The 24254-nt window shown below is 38.7% G+C and carries 26 protein-coding genes, 1 pseudogene, 1 riboswitch and 1 other annotated feature; of the genes and pseudogenes, 20 read left to right on the top strand and 7 right to left on the bottom strand.

Going from position 1 to position 24254, the window contains the following annotated elements; translation table 11 throughout:
- The first annotated feature begins 47 nt into the window (after positions 1-47).
- Complete coding sequence (locus NST66_RS19055) at positions 48-494, top strand: GNAT family N-acetyltransferase (protein ID WP_028415070.1); 447 nt, start codon at positions 48-50, stop codon at positions 492-494.
- Between the two features lie 12 nt (positions 495-506).
- Here the strand turns inward: NST66_RS19055 and NST66_RS19050 are convergent, their stop codons facing one another.
- Positions 507-803, bottom strand: coding sequence for a hypothetical protein (locus tag NST66_RS19050; RefSeq protein WP_033579886.1), 297 nt, complete (start codon positions 801-803; stop codon positions 507-509).
- Between the two features lie 121 nt (positions 804-924).
- Positions 925-1026: riboswitch (SAM riboswitch) on the top strand.
- A gap of 69 nt (positions 1027-1095) precedes the next feature.
- Between NST66_RS19050 and NST66_RS19045 the strand changes: the two genes are divergently transcribed.
- The 3 genes from NST66_RS19045 (at position 1096) to alaP (ending at position 3413) form a co-directional block, all read left to right on the top strand.
- Positions 1096-1434 (top strand): hypothetical protein, encoded by a 339-nt coding sequence (locus tag NST66_RS19045; protein ID WP_028415069.1) that lies wholly within the window; start codon positions 1096-1098, stop codon positions 1432-1434.
- A gap of 100 nt (positions 1435-1534) precedes the next feature.
- Positions 1535-1693 (top strand): DUF1540 domain-containing protein, encoded by a 159-nt coding sequence (locus tag NST66_RS19040; protein ID WP_016765258.1) that lies wholly within the window; start codon positions 1535-1537, stop codon positions 1691-1693.
- A 316-nt stretch (positions 1694-2009) separates the two neighbouring features.
- Positions 2010-3413, top strand: coding sequence for an alanine permease AlaP (gene alaP, locus NST66_RS19035; protein WP_028415068.1), 1404 nt, complete (start codon positions 2010-2012; stop codon positions 3411-3413).
- Positions 3414-3478: 65 nt separating this feature from the next.
- On the opposite strand, the gene NST66_RS19030 is transcribed toward alaP, so the two are convergent.
- Positions 3479-5572 (bottom strand): TerD family protein, encoded by a 2094-nt coding sequence (locus tag NST66_RS19030; RefSeq protein ID WP_028415067.1) that lies wholly within the window; start codon positions 5570-5572, stop codon positions 3479-3481.
- A 233-nt stretch (positions 5573-5805) separates the two neighbouring features.
- Positions 5806-6204 (bottom strand): GNAT family N-acetyltransferase, encoded by a 399-nt coding sequence (locus NST66_RS19025; RefSeq protein ID WP_028415066.1) that lies wholly within the window; start codon positions 6202-6204, stop codon positions 5806-5808.
- A gap of 112 nt (positions 6205-6316) precedes the next feature.
- Between NST66_RS19025 and pdxR the strand changes: the two genes are divergently transcribed.
- Positions 6317-7726: a MocR-like pyridoxine biosynthesis transcription factor PdxR gene (pdxR, locus tag NST66_RS19020; protein ID WP_311264924.1), complete on the top strand. Its 1410-nt coding sequence runs from the start codon at positions 6317-6319 to the stop codon at positions 7724-7726.
- 22 nt (positions 7727-7748) lie between these two features.
- A complete protein-coding gene (locus tag NST66_RS19015; protein ID WP_034270643.1) occupies positions 7749-8258 on the top strand; it encodes a hypothetical protein in 510 nt (169 codons plus the stop codon).
- 61 nt (positions 8259-8319) lie between these two features.
- Here NST66_RS19015 and NST66_RS19010 read toward each other — a convergent pair whose 3' ends face one another.
- Together NST66_RS19010 and NST66_RS19005 are read right to left on the bottom strand one after the other, a co-directional pair.
- Positions 8320-9039, bottom strand: coding sequence for a poly-gamma-glutamate hydrolase family protein (locus NST66_RS19010; protein ID WP_034270640.1), 720 nt, complete (start codon positions 9037-9039; stop codon positions 8320-8322).
- A 55-nt stretch (positions 9040-9094) separates the two neighbouring features.
- Positions 9095-9193 (bottom strand): annotated as a pseudogene (locus tag NST66_RS19005) (class I SAM-dependent methyltransferase); the annotation flags it as partial.
- Positions 9194-9298: 105 nt separating this feature from the next.
- On the opposite strand from NST66_RS19005, the gene NST66_RS19000 reads away from it, so the two are divergent.
- The 4 genes from NST66_RS19000 (at position 9299) to NST66_RS18985 (ending at position 11445) form a co-directional block, all read left to right on the top strand.
- Positions 9299-9961 carry an MgtC/SapB family protein gene (locus NST66_RS19000; protein WP_034270637.1) on the top strand — a complete coding sequence of 221 codons (663 nt, stop codon included), beginning with the start codon at positions 9299-9301 and terminating at the stop codon, positions 9959-9961.
- A gap of 39 nt (positions 9962-10000) precedes the next feature.
- Complete coding sequence (locus NST66_RS18995; RefSeq protein WP_080974286.1) at positions 10001-10186, top strand: hypothetical protein; 186 nt, start codon at positions 10001-10003, stop codon at positions 10184-10186.
- 50 nt (positions 10187-10236) lie between these two features.
- The gene (locus tag NST66_RS18990) at positions 10237-10878 is read left to right on the top strand and encodes an NAD(P)-dependent oxidoreductase (RefSeq protein ID WP_049166045.1); all 642 of its coding nucleotides are present in this window, start codon (positions 10237-10239) and stop codon (positions 10876-10878) included.
- Between the two features lie 72 nt (positions 10879-10950).
- Positions 10951-11445: a GNAT family N-acetyltransferase gene (locus tag NST66_RS18985; protein WP_049166398.1), complete on the top strand. Its 495-nt coding sequence runs from the start codon at positions 10951-10953 to the stop codon at positions 11443-11445.
- A 21-nt stretch (positions 11446-11466) separates the two neighbouring features.
- On the opposite strand, the gene NST66_RS18980 is transcribed toward NST66_RS18985, so the two are convergent.
- Entirely contained in the window at positions 11467-12216 is a 750-nt protein-coding gene (locus NST66_RS18980) for a sulfite exporter TauE/SafE family protein (RefSeq protein ID WP_028415058.1), read from the bottom strand.
- A gap of 156 nt (positions 12217-12372) precedes the next feature.
- Here NST66_RS18980 and NST66_RS18975 point away from each other — a divergent pair, with 156 nt between their 5' ends.
- The 4 genes from NST66_RS18975 (at position 12373) to NST66_RS18960 (ending at position 15954) form a co-directional block, all read left to right on the top strand.
- Positions 12373-13272, top strand: coding sequence for a LysR family transcriptional regulator (locus NST66_RS18975; protein ID WP_033579892.1), 900 nt, complete (start codon positions 12373-12375; stop codon positions 13270-13272).
- Positions 13269-13907: a hypothetical protein gene (locus NST66_RS18970; protein ID WP_033579893.1), complete on the top strand. Its 639-nt coding sequence runs from the start codon at positions 13269-13271 to the stop codon at positions 13905-13907. Before NST66_RS18975 ends, NST66_RS18970 begins: the two co-directional genes overlap by 4 nt.
- Positions 13908-14028: 121 nt before the next feature.
- Positions 14029-14595, top strand: coding sequence for a TetR/AcrR family transcriptional regulator (locus NST66_RS18965; protein ID WP_033579894.1), 567 nt, complete (start codon positions 14029-14031; stop codon positions 14593-14595).
- A gap of 132 nt (positions 14596-14727) precedes the next feature.
- A complete protein-coding gene (locus tag NST66_RS18960) occupies positions 14728-15954 on the top strand; it encodes a DUF819 family protein (RefSeq protein ID WP_033579895.1) in 1227 nt (408 codons plus the stop codon).
- Between the two features lie 42 nt (positions 15955-15996).
- Here the strand turns inward: NST66_RS18960 and NST66_RS18955 are convergent, their stop codons facing one another.
- A complete protein-coding gene (locus NST66_RS18955) occupies positions 15997-17367 on the bottom strand; it encodes an amino acid permease (protein ID WP_028415053.1) in 1371 nt (456 codons plus the stop codon).
- Positions 17368-17434: 67 nt separating this feature from the next.
- Positions 17435-17666, bottom strand: a binding site (T-box leader).
- A gap of 237 nt (positions 17667-17903) precedes the next feature.
- On the opposite strand from NST66_RS18955, the gene NST66_RS18950 reads away from it, so the two are divergent.
- The 6 genes from NST66_RS18950 to NST66_RS18925 all read left to right on the top strand — a co-directional run bounded on the left by NST66_RS18950 (position 17904) and on the right by NST66_RS18925 (position 24187).
- On the top strand, positions 17904-18788 hold the full coding sequence (locus tag NST66_RS18950; protein WP_155007705.1) for a DUF4405 domain-containing protein: 885 nt from the start codon (positions 17904-17906) through the stop codon (positions 18786-18788).
- A 109-nt stretch (positions 18789-18897) separates the two neighbouring features.
- Complete coding sequence (locus NST66_RS18945; protein ID WP_033580328.1) at positions 18898-19083, top strand: Fur-regulated basic protein FbpA; 186 nt, start codon at positions 18898-18900, stop codon at positions 19081-19083.
- Between the two features lie 194 nt (positions 19084-19277).
- Complete coding sequence (locus tag NST66_RS18940; protein WP_033579898.1) at positions 19278-20405, top strand: NADH-dependent flavin oxidoreductase; 1128 nt, start codon at positions 19278-19280, stop codon at positions 20403-20405.
- A 151-nt stretch (positions 20406-20556) separates the two neighbouring features.
- Complete coding sequence (locus tag NST66_RS18935) at positions 20557-21456, top strand: DMT family transporter (RefSeq protein ID WP_047749974.1); 900 nt, start codon at positions 20557-20559, stop codon at positions 21454-21456.
- Between the two features lie 52 nt (positions 21457-21508).
- Positions 21509-21868 carry a cupin domain-containing protein gene (locus NST66_RS18930; RefSeq protein ID WP_049166039.1) on the top strand — a complete coding sequence of 120 codons (360 nt, stop codon included), beginning with the start codon at positions 21509-21511 and terminating at the stop codon, positions 21866-21868.
- 396 nt (positions 21869-22264) lie between these two features.
- Positions 22265-24187 (top strand): LTA synthase family protein, encoded by a 1923-nt coding sequence (locus NST66_RS18925; RefSeq protein WP_028415048.1) that lies wholly within the window; start codon positions 22265-22267, stop codon positions 24185-24187.
- The last annotated feature ends 67 nt before the right edge of the window (positions 24188-24254 follow it).

Genomic DNA, 24254 nt, shown 5'->3' with positions numbered 1-24254 from the left:
GAATTTATCTCTGTATGTGGAAAACGAACACGAAAGGAGAGATTGTGATGATTGCAAAAGCTACTGAAGAAGAAATACAGGAAATTCGGACGAAATCTGCTGATGCGCTGTTTGAAGGAACAACGCATCAGTTTCAACCGTCAACTGAACGCGTAAATGAACTAATTGATAATGCCCTTGAAAAAGGGTGTTATTATTTAGTATCTAGACAAGAAAATAAACTTGCAGGCTGGGTTTTTGTCGGTCCATCTGCCGACTTCTTTTCAAAAGCAGAAATTGGCTTTATCTACGAGTTATATGTTTTACCAGAATACCGCGGGCAAGGTCTAGCCAAGCCGTTAATGCAAAAAGCAATTGATGAATTGTCTATCAAAGGATACCCTGAAATCAGACTCAGCGTTCATGCTGGGAATTTTGCACAGCATGTGTACCGTGAACTTGGATTTGTAGATAAACAAATATCAATGAGCCTACAGGTGGCAAAACGTCCGTAATGTTGGTGAATGTCAGCGAGTCCATAAAACATAAGATGTTATACATGCGATGAGGTTCGGTAATGAAAGTAAAAGTAAATAAGTAGCCCAAACAGCGCCTTTATCTAGTACTTCAACAGCTCCTCTACCTGTATGATCTGAGGAGGGGGGATCTTCAAGTGCGTTCATAATCAAAGCCGCTGCTGCTAAAATAATCCCTCCAATGCTTCCGGTTGTTTTGACAATTGCAATATGGAAAGTAGATGAAAAAGCAATGCTGAGAAGCAGCAGCAAGCTTCCCAAAAAAGCAGATAACATATATCGTTTCATGTGCTCACCATCCTTTATGAAAGCATACCATATTTTACTTCTTTTTTCTTTTTATTGAAAAGCTATTGACATAACATATAAAACATATTAGAATAGTCAGAAATAATTTAAAAACGAAATATTCTTATCTAGAGAGGTGGAGGGACTGGCCCTTTGAAGCCTCAGCAACCACAATTATTGAATGGTGCTAATTCCAGCATAGCCTAGCTCTGACAGATAAGAAGAGGAATCTTTTTCTATGATGAAATCCTCTTCTTAGGAAGAAACATTTCGTATAGAAAAGGTGATGACATTGAAAAATACACAACAGGCGCTAAGCGTTGATGATTATTTAGATCTATACTTGTTAGCAAAAGAACTAAAAGACGAAACGTGGCAGCAGGAAATTTTAGCCGCGCTAAAAACGAAGCAAAATCGTTCATTTGAAGACAAACAATCCGCACTCGTTCAAGAAATATGGGAAGATTTTAAACAGTTAAATGAAGATATTTCTTTTACGTATCGCTTAATTCAAGAAGAGCCAACTAATGAACAGTTTCAAGTTAAATTAAGGAACTTGAGAGAACGGCGGATCACGCTGAGTCGTGAATTATATTTAGCTAAAAAACAGTATGTTGAACACACGCAGTAAAAGGATCCGCTTGATAAACAAGCGGTTTTTTTGCATGTAAATGTTAGAAGCGTTCTATTTCGGGTAGTAAATAGATAAGACAAAAAAAGGAGGGATAACAGTGGCCCAAGGTGTATTATGTGAAGTGAATGAGTGCATGTATTGGAAATCGGGAAATAAATGCAGTGCAGAGTCCATTTACGTTGTGAGTCCTGAAAGTAGTCACCATGTTTCTGAAACGGAAGAACCTGGCTGTAAAACTTTTGAACCCGCGAGATAACTGCTAGTTTTATAAAAAAGCATAAAATGAACGATGCGCTGACGGAGTTGAGTCGGCGTTTTTCTATTTTTTAAAAAATACTATTACTTAGGTGCGATAATAAATACATAGTAAAAAAGCAGTGTCTACGTCTAATTGTGCGTTTAAACAAAATGATACGATAATTTTTTTGTTTTTCGACAAAAGAAAAACGAGAGAAAGGTGATAGAATAAAAATATACAGCCTAGCTGACTTTTAGCATAAATTTATATGAAAGCGCTAACAAAAAAGCTGTATTCATCTCGTTTTGACAGATTGGAAAAAGGGGAGACGTTTATGCAGGGGAAAACTCAGGGGAAAGAATTGAAACGCGGGTTAGAAGAAAGACATGTGACGCTGATGTCCTTAGGAGCAGCCATAGGGGTAGGGCTGTTTCTTGGATCTGCATCTGCTATTAAATTAGCAGGGCCGGGAATATTATTGGCGTATGGATTTAGCGGAATGATTATGTTTTTTATTATGAGAGCACTTGGAGAAATGGCGATTCAAAAACCTGTTGCAGGTTCATTCAGCAAGTACGCGCGCGACTATTTAGGGCCCCTTGCTGGTTATTTAACAGGTTGGAACTACTGGTTTTTATGGGTTGTAACATGTATGGCTGAAATTACAGCCGTTGGTATTTATATGGGATATTGGTATCCGGATGTACCAAACTGGATTTGGGCGTTATCGGCGCTTGTCATCATGACAACAGTTAACTTCTTAGCTGTTAAGGCATATGGTGAACTGGAATTTTGGTTTGCACTTATTAAAATTTTAGCGATTGTGTTAATGATTGCCGTTGGATTATTAATGATTGTGTTTGGAATCGGGAACGGCGGCGTTGCGACGGGTATTAAAAACTTATGGGACAACGGCGGGCTGTTCCCGAACGGATTCAAAGGTATTTTACTGTCGCTGCAAATGGTTATGTTTGCATATTTAGGAATTGAAATGATCGGCGTTACCGCGGGAGAAGTGAAAAATCCAGAAAAATCTCTAGCAAGAGCGATTGATTCGGTCTTTTGGCGTATTCTTATTTTCTACGTTGGTGCATTATTTGTCATTATGTCGATTTATCCTTGGCAAGAAATTGGTTCACAGGGAAGCCCGTTTGTATTAACATTTGAAAAAATCGGGATTCCAGCAGCGGCAGGCATTATTAACTTTGTGGTGCTAACAGCAGCTCTTTCTTCTTGTAACAGCGGTATTTTTAGTACAGGCCGTATGCTGTTTAACTTAGCAGAGCACGGAGAAGCGCCAAAAGGATACGGTCAGCTGACAAAAGGCGGCGTACCTGGAAAAGCTGTTTTAGCATCAGCAGGTGCGTTATTAGTCGGAGTAGCGTTAAACTACATTGTGCCTGCCAAAGTATTTACGTGGGTAACAAGCATTGCAACATTCGGTGCGATTTGGACATGGGGAATTATTTTGCTTTCTCAAATTAAGTATCGCAAAACGCTAAAAAAAGGTGAAGAGGCAAAGTTAAAATACAAAATGCCTTTATTTCCGTTAACGTCTTATGTGTCACTTGCGTTCCTAGCGCTGGTGGTTGTTCTTATGGCGTACAATCCAGATACAAGAATTGCAGTTGTTATCGGACCACTATGGTTTATCGGTCTTATTATCGCGTACTACGCAAAAGGATTTCATAAACGAAGTCAAGGTTCAGCTGGGACTGAGCAAAAGCTAGTGAAGTAAACGAAAAGACCTCTTTCTTGGAAAGAGGTCTTTTCGTTTATTTGTTCTTACTTTCCTATAAATAATTAGTTTAGGTAGGTTTCAATAATTGTTTCAATATCATAAGGAGTAACACCTTCATCAAGCGAATAAATAGTGTCAGCTTTTTGTTTGTCATGGACAAGTGTTCCTCTAGCTTGTGCGTGAAATGAAAAAAGATCATAAAGCGTTGGCTTTAACAGCTTTGTCATGGCTTTTCCCATAAGAGAGACCGAACCATTGTTTTGTTCAAGATTATTTTCAAATTCAACATGGTGATGCAGCGAAATATCCGTCCAGATTAATTTTCGCTCTTGTAAATCAAAAATTAAAGGGATGGAGATGGTGGAATCACTAGCAAGATCTACTTTATTTTGTACGGTAGAAGGTTCGAATATCTCGCCGGACTCTATGTGCTGTCTCATCATCCATCCTCCAAAACATTCGGGAAGCATAACAAAAGGCTGGACAGAAAATGAATAAACGTTCATCAATATATAACGGCCGCCTTTTTTTAGAATCGTAGGGATATGCAAGTCAATAAATTCACATGCCCCGTTAGGAGCAGATGTAATATCTCCGCTGTGAAAAGCTTTGAAGCTTTTTGAAGATAAGTTTGTATAAGAAATATGCTCTTTATACTGCCAGTTTTCATCGTAAATTCCGGCAGATAAATCAATATCTACACTACCGGTATGTTCACCATTTGCAAAGCCTTCTTTCCACCAAATGAAAAAACGAAGCGTATCGCCTTCAGGAATTGTTAATTTACTTCCCCTGCTAATCGTTTTTAATGTTTTGCTGCTTGAACGCTGTGAAAACGGTATAGTTTGTTCACGCAAACGTTCATCAAGCCATACATTTCCAAGAGGTGGCAACTTAGCAAAACGGTCATGTAAAGCATCTTTGCATGCATCTATTACACCATCACAAAGATTTTTACGAAGAGAGGGTAAGGGATTATCAAGCGCCATTACTTTGGACACATTCCCTTTTGGAAACACTACGCGCATATCTTGTCTATGATGTCGATGTTTCATATGTGAATAGAGCTGAAGCAGTACTGGCGTAGAGACGTGATGAGCGACCGCTGCAAATGCTGTAATAATAGAAGCAGCTTCTTGTTCCCCAGTAGATAAGCGCAGCAAATGGTCAATTCGTCTAGCAAAGTCACCTGGACGTTTTTCTAAAAGTGAAACTGCTTTTGAGACGTCTTGTTGCTCGAGTGCTTTCTCTAATTTACTATAGAACGTCAATGGTCTTTTATGATTCCGAACAGTATCGAATCCTTTAGCAGCATGAGGAAATCGATGTTTGTATTCTCCAGGATGTAAAATTTCACCTAAACGAATCCACTTTACTTTATAACGAAACATATCTTCTTCTACGTTTGGAGTGCTTTCTAGCAGCTGCAACAAGCTTCGGCGTTCAAAACGACTAAACTTCTTAAATAAAGTGGGTGATGAAAGGCTAATATCGCCATCAGATAAAGCGGTTGCCAAACGTAAGACATCTGTTGCTGTTTTAAAATAAGAAGACAAGACATCAATAGGTAGTTTTTTTGTCTTAATTAACACTGAGCTAACAAATGCAGCATTTTCTTTTTGAGGAATGACTGCTGGAAGTAGATCTAATGCCGGTAAATTGATAAGAGACCATTCGATGTCTGCTCGATCCGTTTGCGATAATGAGGTATTGGCACCAATTAATTGGCATATCATAAGGTCAAATTCTTCATCTGTTCCGAGGTCAATAATCCGTAAATCTGTAGTATCTAACAGTGGAAAAACATCTTGTTTTTCACTGTTTGGTAAAACCCCAGTCAGATAGTGAAGTACGGCATTTATGTATAGTTCTGCTTCGGAAGCTTGCATGACTTCGTTTGGAAAGTTAGGATACATCGGTTTATATTTGACATGAGCGCCAACAAGTCTTTTTAAAGATAAGAGAAGCTGCTCATAAAAAGACATAAATTCGTAGAACGGAAGAGTGAGTAACCGATCAATTAAAGAAGTTGAAGCTGTAAATCCTAATGCCTCAATGTTTTTTAACATGGAAGCTACATAAGCAGGGGGTAATATATCTGATCCTTGCTTCACAATTACTTTAGACTGTCTTCTTAAAAAAATATCGTTTTTCATTCAAACACCACCATGTATGATTTGCACAGAAAAAGCCAGGCGCTGTGCTTCCTGACTTTGAATATATGTATAGTTAAGTTAATAGATTAAGGAAAGCGATACCTCTAAATTCTAAGAGTTGGATGAGAAGGAAGAAGTATCATAGCCTTAATCTTTGAATATTGTAACATCATATCAAAAAGATGTAAAATAATAATAGTTTAGTAATAAAAGGAATTTTTTATCTTTTTTATCTATCGAATTCTCCCAATTTTAAACCCATTATCAATCTGATGAAAGCCGACTTTTGGATAGTAGTTCATAGCAGAAGGAGCGGAAAGTAAAATGAGCGCGGCTTCTTCACCGATTTCTGATTGAACGTGCTTGATGAGCTGTGTGCCGATTCCTTGATTTTGATAGTCTTTTACGACAGCTAAATCCGATAAATAGCAGCAGTAGCTAAAATCTGTTAACGCTCTGGCTATGCCAATGAGTTCGCTGTCTTTCCAAGCGGTAACAGTAAGGGAAGCATGATCAAGCATTCTTTGAATCCGATCAAGATCTTGTGCCGGACGTTTAATACCTGAATGTACAAACACTTCAGCAGCTTGTTCGGCACGGATTGAGACGTTGGTTTTGTAAGTAATGGTCATTGTGTCATCTCCTTGATTTATAAGATATAGTCCAGTATATGAAGAATCTGAACTGAGAATAAGTGTCAGAAACAGTAAATTTAATAGGGTCAGTTAGAAAGGAAAGAACATCATGTTAGAGTTAATGCCTTTGCTCGATAAAAGAAAAGCAGATCCCTTATACATGCAGCTTTATACTTACATAAAAAAACAAATTCAAAAAGGCACCATTCCGCCTCATGAAAAACTGCCTTCTAAACGAAAGTTAGCTCTTCATTTAAGCATTAGCCAAAATACGGTTGAAGCGGCTTATGTACAGTTAGAAGCTGAAGGCTATATCGAGATACTAGCCAGGAAAGGAGCATTTGTAAAAGAGATAAAAAATGAAGTCGTGCTTCAAAAACAGCCTCCCGCCTATGTCTCTTTACCGGAAGAAGAAGGGAAATCAACTGTCATTGACTTTAGCCATGGAAAGGTAGACGTAGAAAAATTTCCGTATAACACGTGGAAAAAGCTAACGGTTCAAACTATTTATCATGATGAAAGCCAGCTTTTTTATAGCGGACATCCACAGGGCGAACTGCTTCTTCGTCAAGAAATTGCAGCGTATCTTTATCATTCAAGAGGAGTGCGCTGCACAGCGGAGCAAATTGTGATAGGTGCAGGTACACAGTACCTCATGTGGCTGCTTTCTGTCATTCTAGGAAAAGAAAAGATAATTGGGTTCGAAAACCCAGGCTTTCACCGAACGAGGCACGTTTTTCAAGAACAAGGCATGTCGGTCGTCCCTATTTCTCTTGATAGTTCTGGCTTGAAAGTGAAGGAACTGAAAGAAGGCGGAGCGGATGCGGTGTACATTACGCCGTCTCATCAATTTCCTGTTGGGATGGTCATGCCGATAGCAAGAAGACTTGAACTATTAGAGTGGGCGGCAGAAACGAATGGCTATATCATAGAGGATGACTATGACGGAGAATTTCGCTATAAAGGAAAACCGATTCCGGCCCTTCAAGGATTAGATCAAGACGATCGCGTTATTTATACGGGTACGTTTTCAAAATCGTTGATGCCTTCTCTTCGAATAAGTTATGCCGTGCTGCCACACCGGCTTCTTACAAGTTATATGAAACACTGTGGACTTTTTAAACAGCCTGTTTCAAGGCTTCATCAGCATACGCTTTTTCTGTTTATGAAAGAAGGGCACTGGGAACGTCACTTGAATAAAATGAGAACAGCATACCGTAAAAAACAAGCGCTGCTGCTAGATTGTTTGACTACTATTATGGGAGAACGTGTAGATGTTATTGGAGAACATTCTGGCTTGCATATTCTTCTTAAGGTAAAAAAAGGAATGAGTGAACAGAAACTAATAGAAGCAGCTGCCAAACAAGGGGTAACGATTTATCCAACATCTATTTATTATCATAGTGCGGGTGAAAACAACACGCCCTATGTATTGCTTGGATTTGCAGGACTGTCTGATGGAGAAATAAAAACAGGTGTAAACCTGCTGTTTAAAGCTTGGTTTGAACAGAAGGATTGAGAGGTACGCTGGGGGGATTTCTATGAAAGTAAAGCGGAAATTGTTTGGTTTATGGACAGGAGAGCTTACGGCAGCTTTACTGTTTGCTGCGCTGTGGATAGGGTACTTAAATGAGTTTTCTCATCTGGCTTTTTATTTAACAACGTTTTCAAGTGTGTATGCTTTTATTATACTTGAGTTTATCCTGTTTCAAGGAAGCTTGTACTGGTTTATGAAATGGAGGCGGGTGAGCCGAAAAGAAGATTCTCATTTGCCCTCCAGCTACATTCAGTTGTTTCTGCTTTTTAAAAAAATGAATAAAATTCTTCTTACGTTAGGTTTAGGTGTACTCATTTACCACTATATGCAGTTAGGGGTTAAGGGACTTGCTTTTTTTCTAGGCCTTTACGCGTTTGCTTGGATTGAATATATTAACTACTATGTGATTAGACTTTCTTATCAAAGTCCAAGTGAAATCAAAGAATTTTTTGAGCAAAAAGGCTTTAAACGATCTATTTTAGCGAGAGAAATAGATAAAAACCAGCGCGTTTGATTACACAGACTGCGCTGGTTTTTTTGTCTGGAAATCAAGGAATAAGGCAAGAGTCGATAAATTAGTGAACTTGAAGGTAAAGGAAAGTTTGATAGGAAGAAGATGCTTCTTGTAAGGAAGTAACAAATGTATAAAAAAGCGGTGTTACATTCATGCGGTTGTTTCTCGACCAGTCATGGTTTGCGAAAAATGATTTTCTTAGTTCGGCTGTGAGTTCAAGCTGCACTCCGGCTTTTAGCAGATTATCGTTCACAATGTTTTGTTCGCTTGTTCCCGCTATGTCAGAAGGAGCTTCACGGACGGTAAAGCCGTTTTTGCGCAGTGATTGCTTCATCAGCTCTTTATAAAGCTGATTTTTTCCACCTATATACACGATAGGCTGACTGCCGCTGTAGCCGTGAATCGTCAAAACGGACATGCTTTGCTGAGCCATTCCTCTAGCCGTCGGTTCATCAAAGTTTTCTGAGGTTATGTGCAGAACTCCGTTGTTAGTGGACTTGATGCCTTCAAATAAATAATAAGAAGCGGAAAAGCGATCGGCGAGTTCTTTGGCAACTTCTGATGTACCTGGTTCAATTCCGCCGCCGTGAATGGCCATAATGGATAAATAGCTAAAGCGCTGCTCGTAGCGAATGTCGTAGTCTTGGTGAAAAATTTCGTGCTGCTGCAGTTCTGCATAGGAAGAGTAATAGTCACCGCTTGCATAAGAAGGAGGGGGAATCAAAAAGCAGTACATCAAACATAGCAAAATGCTTGTACTCCATTTGAATAAACGGTTCATTAATAATCACCTCTATTTATTCTATGATAAATAGAGGTGATTATTAATTTTTTCGCTTTTTGATAAAATGCCAGTTTACTTGAAACTCAATAGGTTCTCGTTCTAACCGTCCCCACTCATCAAATCTGCTGTAATAATCGATAACTTTATCCACTTTGATTAGCCTCCACTTTAAAAATTAGTTATAGTAAATTATAACAAAAATAGAAATAGTTAATAGGTGCATTTGTGAAAAAGTGAAGAGAAAGGAGGAGAAAGAATGACCGCAGCTTTTATTAGTCGTCTAGCCCTATCAGGTTTGTTAGGAGCTTTGGTTGGTTTAGAAAGAGAGTTTAGAGCTAAAGAAGCAGGGTTTCGCACTCATTTTTTAGTTGCTGTCGGTAGCACGCTGATTATGCTAATTTCGAAATATGGCTTTTCAGATGTGCTTCATCAAGATCATATGGCTCTTGATCCGAGCCGGGTGGCCGCACAAGTAGTAAGCGGTATTGGTTTTTTAGGAGCAGGTATGATTATTATTCAAAAGCATCATATTAGAGGGCTCACAACAGCCGCAGGCGTATGGGCAACGTCGGGAATTGGTTTAACCATTGGGGCCGGTATGTATACAGTCGGCATTAGCGCAACTATATTAGTGCTGATTGGCTTAGAAATATTGAACGTAATGTTTACATCTCTTTCTACTCATTCCATTTTAATTAAGTTTCGTGCAGCAAATCAAGAGGATATTTATGAGCTGCTTGATAAGATTGAAAAAGAAAATATTATGATTTCGTCTTACGAAATTCACCAAGATCATCATCAAGGTGAGCTGCTCTATTTTGTTGAAATAAAAGGAAAGGCAAAAAAGAAAGGGAATAAAGTAGAATTGATTAAATCGATTCACTCTATGGCTCACGTGTTATTTATTGAAATTGAATAAGCACTCATTTATTTTTTCAAAAGAGACTGGAAGAAACGTATTTTAGTTGGCGGAACAGGTGAGACCCCGCAGGAGCGTAAGCGACGAAGAGGCTCAGCGGCCGCCCGCGGAAAGCGAAGCCTTGCACGGGAATTAACCTCGGTGTTAAAAGTAATCCATACTAACTCATTTATCCAATTTGTTCTCTCTATCTTGCTTAAACCGTTTTGCTGTGTTTTATCATAGCAAAAAAAGGCTATTACCTAAATATAGAGAATTTTACTGGAGGTTATAAAATGAAAATTGGAGTTGTAGGTGCTACAGGAAAAGCAGGAAGTTTTATCGTGAAAGAAGCTTTAAATCGCGGACATGATGTAACGGCAATTGTACGTAATGCGAGCAAAGTAGAGGAACGAGATGTTCGTACACTTGAAAAAGACATTTTTGATATCACGGCAAAAGATATCGAAGGTTTCGATGCCGTGGTCAATGCGTTTGGAGCTCCCGAAGGAAAAGAACATCTGCATGTAGAAGCGGGGCAATCGTTAATTCATGTATTTAAACAAGCTCCGGACGTTCGTCTTCTTGTTGTAGGAGGAGCAGGAAGTTTGTTTGTAGATGAAGAGAAAACGACGCGTCTAGCAGATACGCCTGATTTTCCAAAAGAGTACAAAGCGATAGCTGACAACCAAGCCCAAAATTTAAAAGACTTAGAAAGTACAAGCGATATTAATTGGACGTTCATTAGCCCAGCAGCATTTTTTAATCCTTCAGGAAAACGAACGGATGCTTATAAAACAGGGAAAGATCATGTTATTTTAAACTCAGAAGGAAACAGCCATGTCAGCTATGCGGATTACGCCATTGCAGTTATTGATGAAATTGAGCGAGGAGAGCATGTAAACGAACGCTTTACCGTTGTATCCGACGCTAGATAAAGGAAAAGCCGCTTTATGCGGCTTTTTTTGTGCATGTTATACTATGGAAAAAGAAAAGGAGTCCAGCAGAAAATGGAGAATAAAGAAAACGTAGCACTAACGTTTTATAGTGAAGCCTACGAGTCATCTATACATAGCTATACGCTGCCTGAAGAGCAGCTCATTTACACGGCACTTCCCGCTGAAGCTATGGCTAAGTGTAAGCAGGAAAGAGATAGAACGCCCGTTTTGATTTTGGCAGAAAACAAACTAGCCGGCTTTTTCGTGCTCGACGCAGGGGAAGCCGTTAAAGCATATACCGAGGGATCCGGCGCGCTTTTAATACGGTCTTATTCCATTCATCCTGATTATCAAGGAAAGGGAGTTGGCAAAAAGTCATTGAAACTTCTTCCTTCTTTTATCAACCATCACTTTCGCACTAAAAATAAAGTGGTGCTAGGCGTGAACCATAAAAACACGGCGGCGCAGCACCTATACAAACGATGCGGCTTTGTCGATACAGACCGGCATGTTTTTGGAAGCCAAGGAAAGCAGTTTGTTTATCAGATGAACATAAAAAAAGCTTGAACAAGAGTTCAAGCTTTTTTCTTATATAACAAGGAGAAAGCTAGAGCAAATAGGCAGCGCTACAAGGGACGTTTTTAATACGGGAGCAGGTACACGATTTGTAAATTTTGCTCCAATATATGAACCGACCATTGTGCCGACAACTACTTGAATCAACAGCGGGATATCTAAAAAGCCCTGCTGATAATAGCCCATTCCTCCGCCAATTGCAATCGGAATAATAACGAGCATCGTCGTTCCGGCCGACTGGCGAATAGACAAGCCTAGCACCATCATAAGGCCAAGCTGGATAAATGGAGTTGAGCCAATTCCAAACATTCCGGACAGAGCGCCCGTAATTAAGCCGATTAGTAAAGAATAAACGACAAATTTAGCTCCTGTTGGAACAGTACGTTCTTTTTGCTGACGGGAAAATAAAAACATTCGCAGCCAAAGTAAAACACCAGATAATAAAAGCATGCCGGCTGTGAGCCATTTTAGCTCGCCTTCTGGGATAAAGGATGAAAGGTTAGACCCAATCCAAGCGCCTAATGCACCGAGGATACCAACAGAGATACCGGATTTTAAAGATACGTTACCTTCGCGATAATGACTGACGGCGCCAGATAAAGAAGAGAAAATCATTGCGGTAAGAGCCGTTGCGAGTGCAACGTGTACAGATACGCCGTACAGCAGCGTTAAAATTGAAATAATAAAACCTGATCCGCCTGCTCCGACAAATCCTAAGATCAGTCCGACGGCTAACATTGTTAAAATAATTGAAACATCCATAAACGAATTCCTTCTTTCAACACTTATTCTATGCAGACACATAACATTTTCGGCAAGTGCTACGTTCTTCATTTAAACATGAATTTTTTATGACGTCCAATGTATAATTTATATGAAATCGATAGTATTATGTAATAAGTAAAGGATGTGAAAAAAATGGAATGGCAGCAGCTCGAATATTTTAATGTTGTAGCTCAAACGGAACATTTCACAAAGGCAGCGGAACAATTATCAATTGCGCAGCCTACGCTCAGCCGCTCAATTTCTAAATTAGAATCAGAGCTTGGCGTACCGCTATTTGAACGAAAAGGAAGGCAAGTTATTTTAAATCGATACGGAAGGCTTTTTTATGAACGAACGGCTAAAGTATTAAACGAAATGGAAGAAGCGAAACGTGAGCTTTCAGATTTGATTCATCCTCATCGCGGCAGCATTTCGTTTGCTTTTTTAAAATCATTAGGCGCTTCGTCCGTCCCGAAACTAGTTCATGCTTTTTTACAAGAGTATCCGAACGTTCAATTTCAAATTTTTGAGAACGCTACGAACATCATGCTCGATCAGCTTCAAACGGGAGAAATTGATTTTTGTATGTCTTCCGTAACGGAATCTAGGGCAGGAATTCAGTGGGAATATTTATGGAAAGACGAGCTGTACGCGTATGTCCCTGATACGCATTCTTTTGCCTCAAGACAAGTGCTTTCGATTTCAGAGTTGGCTCATGAATCGTTTATCGCGTTAAAAAAAGGATACGGAAGCCGAACAATTTTTGATCAGCTGTTCGAAGAAGCTGAAATTGTCCCAAATATTACGTTTGAAGGAGAAGAATTTTTGACGGTGATTGGTTTTGTAGCGGCTCATTTAGGGGTTGCCTTGCTTCCTGAAATAAAGGGAGTGGACTTGCGAGGCATTAAAAAAATAAAGCTCAAAGAAGACACAGCTTCAAGGGTAATTGGGATTGCGTGGAACAAGGATAAATACTTAACTCCTGTTGCGAAAAAGTTCCAGGAATTTTTAATTCAGTATTTCAAAGACCATCATACAGGAGGAAAACGATGAAGAAAATTGCTTGCCTGCACGCTCATCATTCGAACATCTCTTATATAGAAAAAGCGCTGCCGTTTGCGAGCTGTATGCATTTCGTAGACCCTGGACTTGTACATCGGGTAAAAACCGATCCTAAATTTGCAGCGGAGTCAGCAGGTGCAAAAGTAGAGAAGCAGTTAAAGTGGATGGAAGAATGTTCAGCGGATGCCATTTTACTTACGTGTACGAATTACATTGCTCTTTTACCAGAAGCATTTACAAGTGATGTTCCAATTATTAAAATCGATGAGCCTTATTTTCGCCGAATATGTGAAATAGAAGAACCGCAGCTTATCGTGTTTACAAATCCGGAGACCGTAGAAGGAACGATGAAGCGTCTAGACGAATTTGCATTTTATCAAAATGTAAAGATAAAAGTTCACCCTGTTGTGATAGAAGGTGCTTTTGAACTAGTAATGACTGGAAACATAGAGAAGTATAAACAGAAGGTGAAACATGTCTTAGATGAGCTAGTAAAAGACCATAACACTGTTGTTTCAGTGGCGCAGCTCTCGATGGTAGAAGCGGCTGAGGAGGTAAGCGACCGTATTATTACGCCTCTTCAACCGTTAGCGGAAGAAGTAAGAAAAACAATTATTAGGTCATAAGAAATGAAAATAAGGAAAAATAAATGGTAAAATATTCACTTTATTTTGACAAAAATTTCATTTCCTTATATGATAAGTAGTGTTATAGAAACCACTTATTATATAGGGGAGGCATCGTTTTGTGAAGAAAGCAAATGCACGCGATAAGATTTTAGAAACAGCATCGCGGCTTTTTCAGCTGCAAGGCTATCATGCAACGGGATTAAATCAAATTATTAAAGAGAGCGGGTCGCCAAAAGGGTCTCTTTATTATTATTTTCCAAAAGGGAAAGAAGAACTGGCGATTCACGCTGTTCAATATACGAATAAATACGTCCAAGTTCAAATTAAAGAAAGTTTAAATAAATCTTCTGACGCGGCACAGGCTATTCAGTATTTTATTGAAGAATTGTCCAAGCAGTTTGAACACGAAGAAAGTATTGCTGGTATGCCTGTTGGACTGATGGCTGGAGAAACGGCGCTTATTAATGAACCGCTTCGCGAAGTCTGCTATGCAGCGTTTCAAGATTGGGAAAAACTTTTTAGAGAAAAAATGATAGAGAGCGGATTTCAAGATAAGCAGGCAGGAGAGCTTGCAGTTGTGATTAACTGTATGATCGAAGGAGGAATCTTGCGTTCGTTAACAGAGAAAACAGGTGCTCCTTTGCAGCAGATTCAGCAGCAAATTCCGGTTTTGATCCGCAAATAAAAAAAAGCTTTTCACTTTTAGAGTGGAAAGCTTTTTTTTTATGGATTGACGGAATTTGGCATATATTGATAAAATTTAAAGGTGTATTTTCTGAAAATTCTATTTCTTGAAAAAGAAAGAAAGGAGTAGCGTGTGATTTTTACTATTATTCAAGCTGATGATACGTGGGCACTATGGGGAATTCTAGCGATTTGGGCTTCTGTTAGTATTTTTCTCGAACAAAAGTATAAGTGGGCTTCTTTTCTGTCAGGAGCTATTATTGCGCTAGCAGGAGCTCTTATCCTATCAAATTTAAAAATCATTCCAACAGAGTCTCCGGTTTATGATGCTGTTTGGGCGTATCTAGTACCGCTTGCCATTCCATTATTGTTATTTCAAGTCAATATGAAAGAATTATTTCAAGAAAGCCGGAAACTGCTTTTTATTTTCTTAATCTGTGCAGTAGGAACGGTTATAGGGAGCACGGCAGGCTTCTTGTTGTTAAAAGATTATATTCCTGAACTAGCAAAAATTGCAGCTGCTATCGGCGCTTCTTATGTAGGCGGAGGGGTTAACTTTGCTACCGTTACGGCCAAATTTGAACCATCAAGTCAAATGGTTTCCGCGACGGTGGTTGCTGATAATATGGTCATGGCTTTACTGTTTGCCGTGTATATGTTTGTTCCTTCTATGAAGTTTTTTAGGAAACATTTTAAGACGCCTCATATTCAAGAAGTAGAGGCTGGGCAATATGGAGAAAATGATCGTCATACGCTTGCAGAAAAATATTGGGCAAAAAAAGAAATTTCGTTAAAAGACGTGGCAGCTTCAATTGGTACATCATTTTTTCTAGTGGTTGTATCTTTTAAATTAGCCGAATGGTTTGGAACAATCATTCCAGCCGGTCCAAATGTTTCCGTAGTTCAAACGTTACTACATACTATTTTGAGCGAAAAATACTTATTGCTTTCCACACTTACGTTTCTTGTCATTTATCTGTTTCCTTCTTACTTTAAAACCATTAGCGGAAGCCAAGAAATCGGCACATACTTCATTTATATTTTCTTTGTTGTCATTGGAGTGCCGGCGTCCATTCCATTAATTGTTGAAAAAGCACCTCTTTTGATTCTATTTGTGCTCATTGTGGGGATGAGTAATTTGATAGTGGGACTGCTTTTAGGAAAAGTATTTAAAATTGATTTAGAACATATTTTACTGGCGAGCAATGCAACGGTAGGGGGACCTACGACAGCAAGCGCGATGGCGATTGCTAAAGGATGGGGAAGTTTGGTTGGTCCTATCTTGGTAGTAGGAACGCTTGGCTATATTATTGGTAACTATATCGGCTTTGCACTTGGCTATTGGTACTTAACATTTTAAATAAAAAAACGCCTCCTCTGATGACTCAAAGGAGGCGTTTTTTTATTTAGCGTGCTTGACTGCTGAAGATTGATAAAAGCGACCTTTAAAGATATACGTAGCTGTAATAAATAAATAGATAGCTAATGTAATAGTCGTAATAACAACGGATGTTGTGCAGATAACACCAATTAAAATAGCGCTTAGTGCAATAAGGGCAGCCCACGTTGTATAAGGAAACCATTTAACAGAGTAGCTGCTCGATGCTTCTGGCTGAACTTTGCGGGACTTTAAGTGTGCAATCGCAATAATCAACCAAATAAACAACACGGTATACCCTAAAGATCCCATCAAATAATCAAATGTCTTACTTCCTGCAAATAAGGAAATCAATACGCCGACATAAAGGGATGATGTACACATTAAAATTGCATAGACAGGAACTTTGTTAACAGAAAGTTTCGAAAATATCTTCGGCACTCGACCGTCTACTGCTTGCGTATACAAAATACGTGATGAACCGTAAAGTCCTGAGTTCATAGAAGAAATAACGGCTAACAAGATCACGGCATTCATAATATGATCTGCTCCGGGAATGCCAATCATTTTAAATACCATTACAAAAGGACTTTGAGAAACGCCGTTCACTTCATTCCAAGGAATCAAGCTCACGATGATAAAAAACGGGAACAGATAAAAAGCAATGATACGCGTTAATGTACTGCGCACAGCCTTAGGTACTACTTTTTCAGGGTTTTTTGTTTCAGCTAGCGTTACTCCGATGATTTCAGTTCCACCGTATGAGTAGATGACAACTAACATCGCCGTAATTAGCCCGGTTGGTCCCTTTGGGAAAAAACCGCCGTGATCGCTTAAATTTGAAAAACCCGCTGCGGTATGATGACCGAATGATACAAACAATAATAAAAGTCCAGCGATAATAAAGATCACAATGACCGTGATTTTAATTAAAGCTAACCAGTATTCCGTTTCAGCAAATGCTTTAACTGAAAGCAAGTTAATGGCTGTAACAATAACGGATACGCCTAAAGCAAGCATCCAAATTGGGTAATCAGGAAGCCAGTACTGAATAAAAATAGCGGCTACAACGGCTTCAGCTGCAATGTTTAACACCCACATTTTCCAGTAAATCCAGTCCAAAAAGTAAGCGGGATAGCTTCCTAAAATCGACTGAACTAAATCACGAAACGTTCGTGCTTCACTATTTCGAACCGCCATTTCAGCAAGACCTTGCATGATGAATAGTAAAATAATTCCGCCAATTAAATAGGCAATAATAACTGATGGTCCTGCCATATCAATAGCCGAGCTGCTTCCTTTAAATAAACCAGCGCCAATTGCTCCACCTAGCGCCATCATCATAATATGACGTGAAGTCATTGTTCGCTGCAAACCTTGGTTGTCCTTCTTCATGACTTTTCCCTCCACTTTTTTATAAAATAAAAAAAGCTTATCGTCTCCTACCTCATTATCAAATGAGAGAAGAGACGATAAGCTTTAGCTAACCGCGGTACCACTCTTGTTGGCTCTTAAAGAACCCTGCTTAAAACCTGATAACGAAGGTTAGACGTTAAAACTTAGAGAACACTTCTGCATTCTTTCTGAATTACCACTCCTGGGCGAGTTCAAAGTATTATTGGACTACGTTACACCAACCCGTAGCTCTCTTGACCGAATAATAAGCTTTTACTACTCCCAATCGCTGTGTTTTTGATTAAAATCTGAAAGTTCTTGATGAATAACCATTACTATACGTGCTTCTTTTTTCTTTGTCAACAGCTATTTTCGAAAAAGTAAAAATGATTCCATTCTACTTTTATAGAACTAAGGACTGGTTATTTTGGTAAAAAAATCAGTCGTTTCACCTAATTTTCACCAACTCTGCTTACATTAAGAAATATGAAAAAGGAGTTGTTTTGACAAATACATAGGTGAGGAGAATGAATAGAGTGAAAAAGATGATGTACGTCCGGTTTGGACTGGATCTTTTAATGGCCGTTACGTTTGTTTTGTTTTTTAACAAGCAAGTATTGGGAGGGTTAACATTTCATGAAATTGCGGGGTTGGCGATTGCCGTCGCCTTTTTTACCCACGTGCTGCTAAACTGGCAGTGGGTAAAGAAAGTTACGGTTAAGTTATTTGACCGCAGGCTTCCGCGCAGAACAAAGTTCGGTTACTTTTTAAATATCATGCTGTTGATTACGATGTCATTTATTATGATTAGCGGTATTTTTATTTCAAGAGTAGTATTTCCAAATATTAATGTTGGGAACGAACAGTGGTTTAAGGTTTCGCATATTTCCGTATCATTTTTAGTGTTAATTTTAGTAGCCGCTCACATAGGTCTTCATTGGCAATGGGTTATAAATGTATGTAAAAATATGACGAAATTCAAAAAGTCAAAGAAAAGCTTGAGCATAGCAGCTAAGCTCACAACCGCTGCGCTGTTAGTCATTGGCATATACGAAATAAACGAAACGGGTTTTCTTGGAAAACTTGGAGGAGTAGCGAGAGTACTGAATGTAAGTTCCTCAGATATGCCGCAAAAAGGCGGTGGGAAGCCGGATTTTGATCGCCATTCATTTAGCGAGAACAAATCTTCTGCGACGGCATCTGCTGGTCACGAACGTCCAAACTTTGATCACGATGGCGGAGGTCCGGAAAGAGGAATGAAAGGAAAAGAAAGCGGTTTTGAAAGTCCAAATCCTTTTGTTGTAATCGGTACTTATTTTGCTATTATGTCAGTTTTTATTATTGTTATTTATTATATTGAAAAAATATTAGCAGGTGTGAAGAGACGTAAAAAAATAACGGGTCCTGCTGCGGAAATTTAAAATGAAAAAGCTTTCTATTTCACCGTTTTTTCATCGTATAGAAGTAAAATCATTTATGTAAAAGCGAATGCTTTGCAAAATTAAAATGAGAGAACCTTAGGTGGTGGAGATCGTGAAACAACATACACAGCCTGAAACGGAACATAAGAAAAATTGGTTTATTAATGCGCTATTGAATTTTGGTATTTATAAAAAAGGAAATCGGCATCTATACGAACTGACACTTCAAGAGTTAGAAGCTCAATATGTAAAAGTAAAATCATTTATGTATAATCAGGAACCTCTTTCGCAATGATAAAAAAGCACTCAGTATATGAGTGCTTTTTTGTGTTAGAAAGTCTTATTCTTTGACAGGTAAAACTGTACAGATTAAAATCACAGTATATTTTAAAGTTACAGTTTTAAATGACACATATTATAGGAAGGAAAACAGTCTCTACCTATAATATGCCACTATTTTTGACCGTATCATTTTTGGAGGGAAATAAAATGACAAATAAAAAGTATGAGCCGCTTTTACAGCCATTTACTTTTTCAAATGGCATCAAATTAGATAACCGCGTTATTCTTGCTCCTATGACAAATTTTTCATCAAATGAAGATGGGACAGTATCAAATGCAGAAGTAGACTACTACGTACGACGTTCAAAAGGTGTTAGCATGGTCATTACAGCATGTACATACGGAACGGCGAACGGAAAAGGATTTCACGGAGAGTTTGCTGCAGACAGCGATGAAATGATTCCTAGCCTGCGTCGATTAGCAACAGCCATTAAAGATCAAGGAGCAAAAGCAGTTCTTCAAATTTTTCACGGAGGCCGCATGTGTCCGCCTGAGCTTGTTCCAAATGGAGAGGTTGTTAGCGCAAGTGCTGTTGCTGCAGAACAAGAAGGAGCTCCGGTACCTCGAGAGTTAACAAATGAAGAAATTGAAGGCATTATTCACGATTTTGGTGAAATGACGCGCCGTGCCATTGAAGCAGGATTTGACGGAGTTGAAATTCACGGAGCAAATAACTATTTAATTCAGCAGTTCTTTTCTCCGCATTCTAATCGCCGCGAAGATAAATGGGGCGGCAGCGTAGAAAAACGCTTAACATTCCCGCTTGCAATCGTAGACGAAGTAAAGCAAGCCGTTTCTAAGCATGCAAAAGAATCATTTTTAGTAGGCTATCGCTTCTCGCCAGAAGAGCCTGAAACGCCAGGAATTACAATGGCTGATACGTTGAAGTTAGTCGATGCACTAGCAGAAAAAGACCTTGATTACCTTCACGTATCGCTAATGGAATTCTGGTCAAAACCGCGCCGAGGCGTGGAAGATACTCGTTCACGTATTGAAATTATTCAAGAGCGAGTAGGAAGCCGCGTACCTGTAATGGGCGTAGGTTCTATTCATACAGCAGACGAAGCAGCAGCCGCTCTTGAAACGGGCATTCCACTGCTTGCGATTGGCCGCGAATTAATTATGGATCCAGACTGGGTTCAAAAAGTAAAAGAAGGCCGTGAAAATGAAATTGTGACAACATTAAGCAAAAAAGATCAGGAAAAGCTTGTGATTCCTGACCCGCTGTGGCAAGCCGTTATTAACACACCAGGCTGGTTCCCGGTTGAAGATTAAAAGAAAGGCAGAAAAGCGCAAAGACGATGGGACTGATCCCATGTCTTTGCGCTTTTTGCTTTTTCATGGAATAGCGCTTTTGAACCATTAATTTACAAATGGGCTTCTTTATGTTTGAATAGTAATAGTTTTCTGAAAGTGAGGTGAGAGAATGAAAGCAGGGCCAATGGTGAAAATGATGATTTCAATGAGTATTTTTGGTTCAATTGGCTTTTTCTCCACACAAACTGGACTGCCTTCTTTTGACTTAGTATTCGTTCGCTGTATTTGTGCAACGCTTTTTCTCGGAATGTGCTGGTTCGTAACGGGTGAATATAAAAGGGAAAAATGGAATGCCAAAGAAATAAAGCAGATTTTACTGTGTGGGATATTTCTTGTGTTTAACTGGGTGTTTCTATTTAAAGCATTTGAAATGATGTCCGTTACGGTTGCTATTTCTATTTATCATCTTGCACCCGTTTTAGTATTGCTTCTGGGGAGCTTTATGTTTAAGGAGAAATTAACGGTTCTTGGCGTGATGTCTATCTTCATTTGTTTTGGAGGAACACTTCTAATTATTGGAGTGGAGCAACTTACGATTGACGGCTTCATGTCTTCAGGAATACTCTGGGCGCTTTTAGCCGCTTTGTTTTATGCATGCACGACGCTGCTTGGTAAAGGCATTATTCATACGAGTGCTTATGCTGTTACATTTCTTCAGACTTTTTTAGGAATTTTTCTATTATTGCCGTTTGTTCATTTTACTGATTTTCATTTCCTAACAACGGCCAACTGGACATCTATTTTAGTAACAGGCTTTGTACATACTGGTTTAGTGTATTATTTGTTTTTCGACAGCCTGCGCTATTTAAAAACTCAGGTGATTTCGGTTCTGGTGTTTTTAGATCCAGCCGTTGCCATTTTATTAGATACAGCATTCACGGGATTTCGCCCTACGCTTTTGCAGCTTGCAGGCATTGTTTTGATCTTTTTAGGAATGCTTTTTACTTTGAAGCCAAAACCTTCATCTGAAAAAAATATTTCCAATAGCAAGATTAAAAAGATCACATAGAATTTCTATTTCATCTGCAGGTGTTCATTTATTAGAAAAAGGGGAGCTAGTCATGAAAGTTAGTAAGCAAAACGCAGAACACTACGTGTGGGGAGGAAAATGCGATGGGTGGCACCTAGTGAAAAATAAAGACGTAAGTATTATTCATGAGCGCATGCCCCCTTATACGGAAGAGGTAAGGCATTATCACTTGAAAGCACATCAATTTTTCTTTGTACTAAAAGGAACAGCTGCTCTAGAAATAGACGGAGTTATTTACGATGTAAAAGCACACGAAGGAGTAGAAGTATTTCCTTCGATTCTTCATCAAATGATGAATCGTTCGAGTGAGGAGATTGAGTTTCTTGTGATTTCACAGCCTTTTGCACAAGGAGACCGCATAGCTGTTGATGAAGATAATAAGCATAGATAGGTCTATTTTTACTAGTCCTAACAGTAAGCCAAGAATACCGTCCAGTACAATAGTACCTTTTCATTCAGCAAGTGAAATATTATGCCTAATAAAATAAAAATACTTTTATTGCAGAGCAGAAATGTGGTAAATTAATATGTATGCAATATAGGGAGAACAAAATTTACAAATTAACAATTGTGTAATATTAACATCACGATGAAAAATAAGAGATTACAAGTTAAAATGTAAATTTTGTAGATGACTAAAAAAAGAGATGAAGATGATATTGTTTGACAAATTGAATCATTTTCAGGTAATCTTTTGCAGGACGTAACCGTTACGATTTAATGTAGGGGACTTTCCTGAGGTTAGCTGAACATGAAATCTCTACTTTTTAGTGAAAGGAATTTGAAAATGAAAAAACTATTTTCAAAGCCGTTGTTTTACTTTTTTATAGCGGTTTTATTCATGTGGATCAAGTCTTACATGTCTTACAAAGTGGAGTTCAACTTAGATATAAGTGACTCAATGCAAAAAACGTTATTGTTTATTAATCCAATTAGTTCAACTTTGATCTTTTTAGGGTTAGCATTGTTTGCAAAAGGAAAAAGAGCCATCGTTTGGACGCTTATCCTTAGTACAATCATGACGGTCATTTTGTACAGCAATATTTTATATTATCGATTCTTCAATGACTTTGTGACATTGCCTACTTTAACGCAAACAAGCAATGTGGGTCATTTAGGAGGCAGTATCGCTGATTTAGTAAAAGCTCACGATATTTTTTACTTTGTAGATATCATTTTACTGATTGCGCTATTGTTTGTTAGAAAAATCGAATGGCCAAAAGCACGTCTTAAATTCCGCTATACGTTCATGGTGTTAGCGGCAGGAGCTGTCGCATTTGCAATTAACTTGCACTATGCTGAAAAAGATCGCCCTGAATTATTAACAAGAACATTTGATCGCAACTACCTAGTGAAATATTTAGGAGCATACAACTACACGGTGTATGATGCAGTTCAAACGTTTCAAAACTCAAAGCAACGAGCATTCGCAAGCAGTGATGACTTAACAACAGTGAAAAACTTCAGTACAAGTCACTATGCAGCTCCGAATATTGAGTATGCGGGTAAAGCAAAAGGAAAAAATATTATTAAAATTCATCTAGAATCATTTCAGTCATTCCTAATTAATTACAAGTTAAACGGACAAGAAGTAACGCCGTTTTTAAATTCATTAGCAAATGGAAATGAATTTATGTATTTTGATAACTTCTTCCATCAAACAGGACAAGGTAAAACAGCTGATGCAGAGCTTATGATGGATACGTCATTATATGGCTTGCCTCAAGGATCAGCATTTAGCTTAAAAGGCCGCAACACGTACCAAGCAGCACCAGCGATCTTAGATCAAGAGGGCGGCTATACAAGTGCTGTGTTACACGGAGATTATAAAACGTTCTGGAACCGTAATGAAATTTACAAACAGTTCGGTGTGGATAAATTCTTTGATGCAAGTTATTACAATATGACTGGTGATAACAAAGTAAACTATGGATTAAAAGATAAGCCATTCTTCAAAGAATCTATGCCAATGCTGCAGTCATTGAAGCAGCCGTTCTATGCGCATATGATTACATTAACAAACCATTTCCCATTCGTTCTTGATAAAGGTGATGCTAGCATTGAACCGGCGAACACAGGAGATGGAACGGTAGACCGTTATTTCCAAACGGCTCGTTATTTGGATGAATCACTGCAAGAATTCTTTACAGAGCTAAAAGCTTCAGGTTTATATGACAACTCAGTTATTATGATTTACGGTGACCACTACGGTATTTCTGAAAATCATAACAAAGCAATGGAAAAAGTTCTTGGCGAGAAAATCACGCCATATAAAAACGCTCAGCTTCAACGCGTACCGTTCTTCCTTCACGTACCAGGTGTAAAAGGTGGAGTGAACCATACGTACGGCGGTGAAATTGACGTAGTGCCTACGCTTCTTCACCTAGTGGGAATTGATAGTAAAGAGTATGTTCAATTCGGTACAGATTTATTATCAAAAGACCATGATCAGGTAGTAGCATTTAGAAACGGTGATTATGTTTCTCCGAAATACACGTCAATTGACGGCAAGTATTACGATACAAACACAGGAGAAAGAATCACAGCAACAGATGAAGCGAAAGCTTATAAAAAGAAAGTTGGAAGAGAGCTAGAACTTTCTGATAAAGTGTTATACGGTGATTTATTACGATTTAATAAATTAGATGACTTTAAACCGGTCGATCCATCAAAATACATGTATGGAAAAGACCAAGAAACAGAAAAATAATGTAAGCTTTCACACCATACAATCCAAACAAGCAAGTAGAGGAGCTTTTTAAAAGCTTAGCTACTTG

The sequence above is a fragment of the Priestia sp. FSL W8-0524 genome (assembly GCF_038005965.1).
In the GTDB taxonomy this organism is placed as follows: domain Bacteria; phylum Bacillota; class Bacilli; order Bacillales; family Bacillaceae_H; genus Priestia; species Priestia zanthoxyli.
Note: the sequence above shows the minus strand (reverse complement) of the source record. Positions and strands in the feature narration are given on the sequence as shown.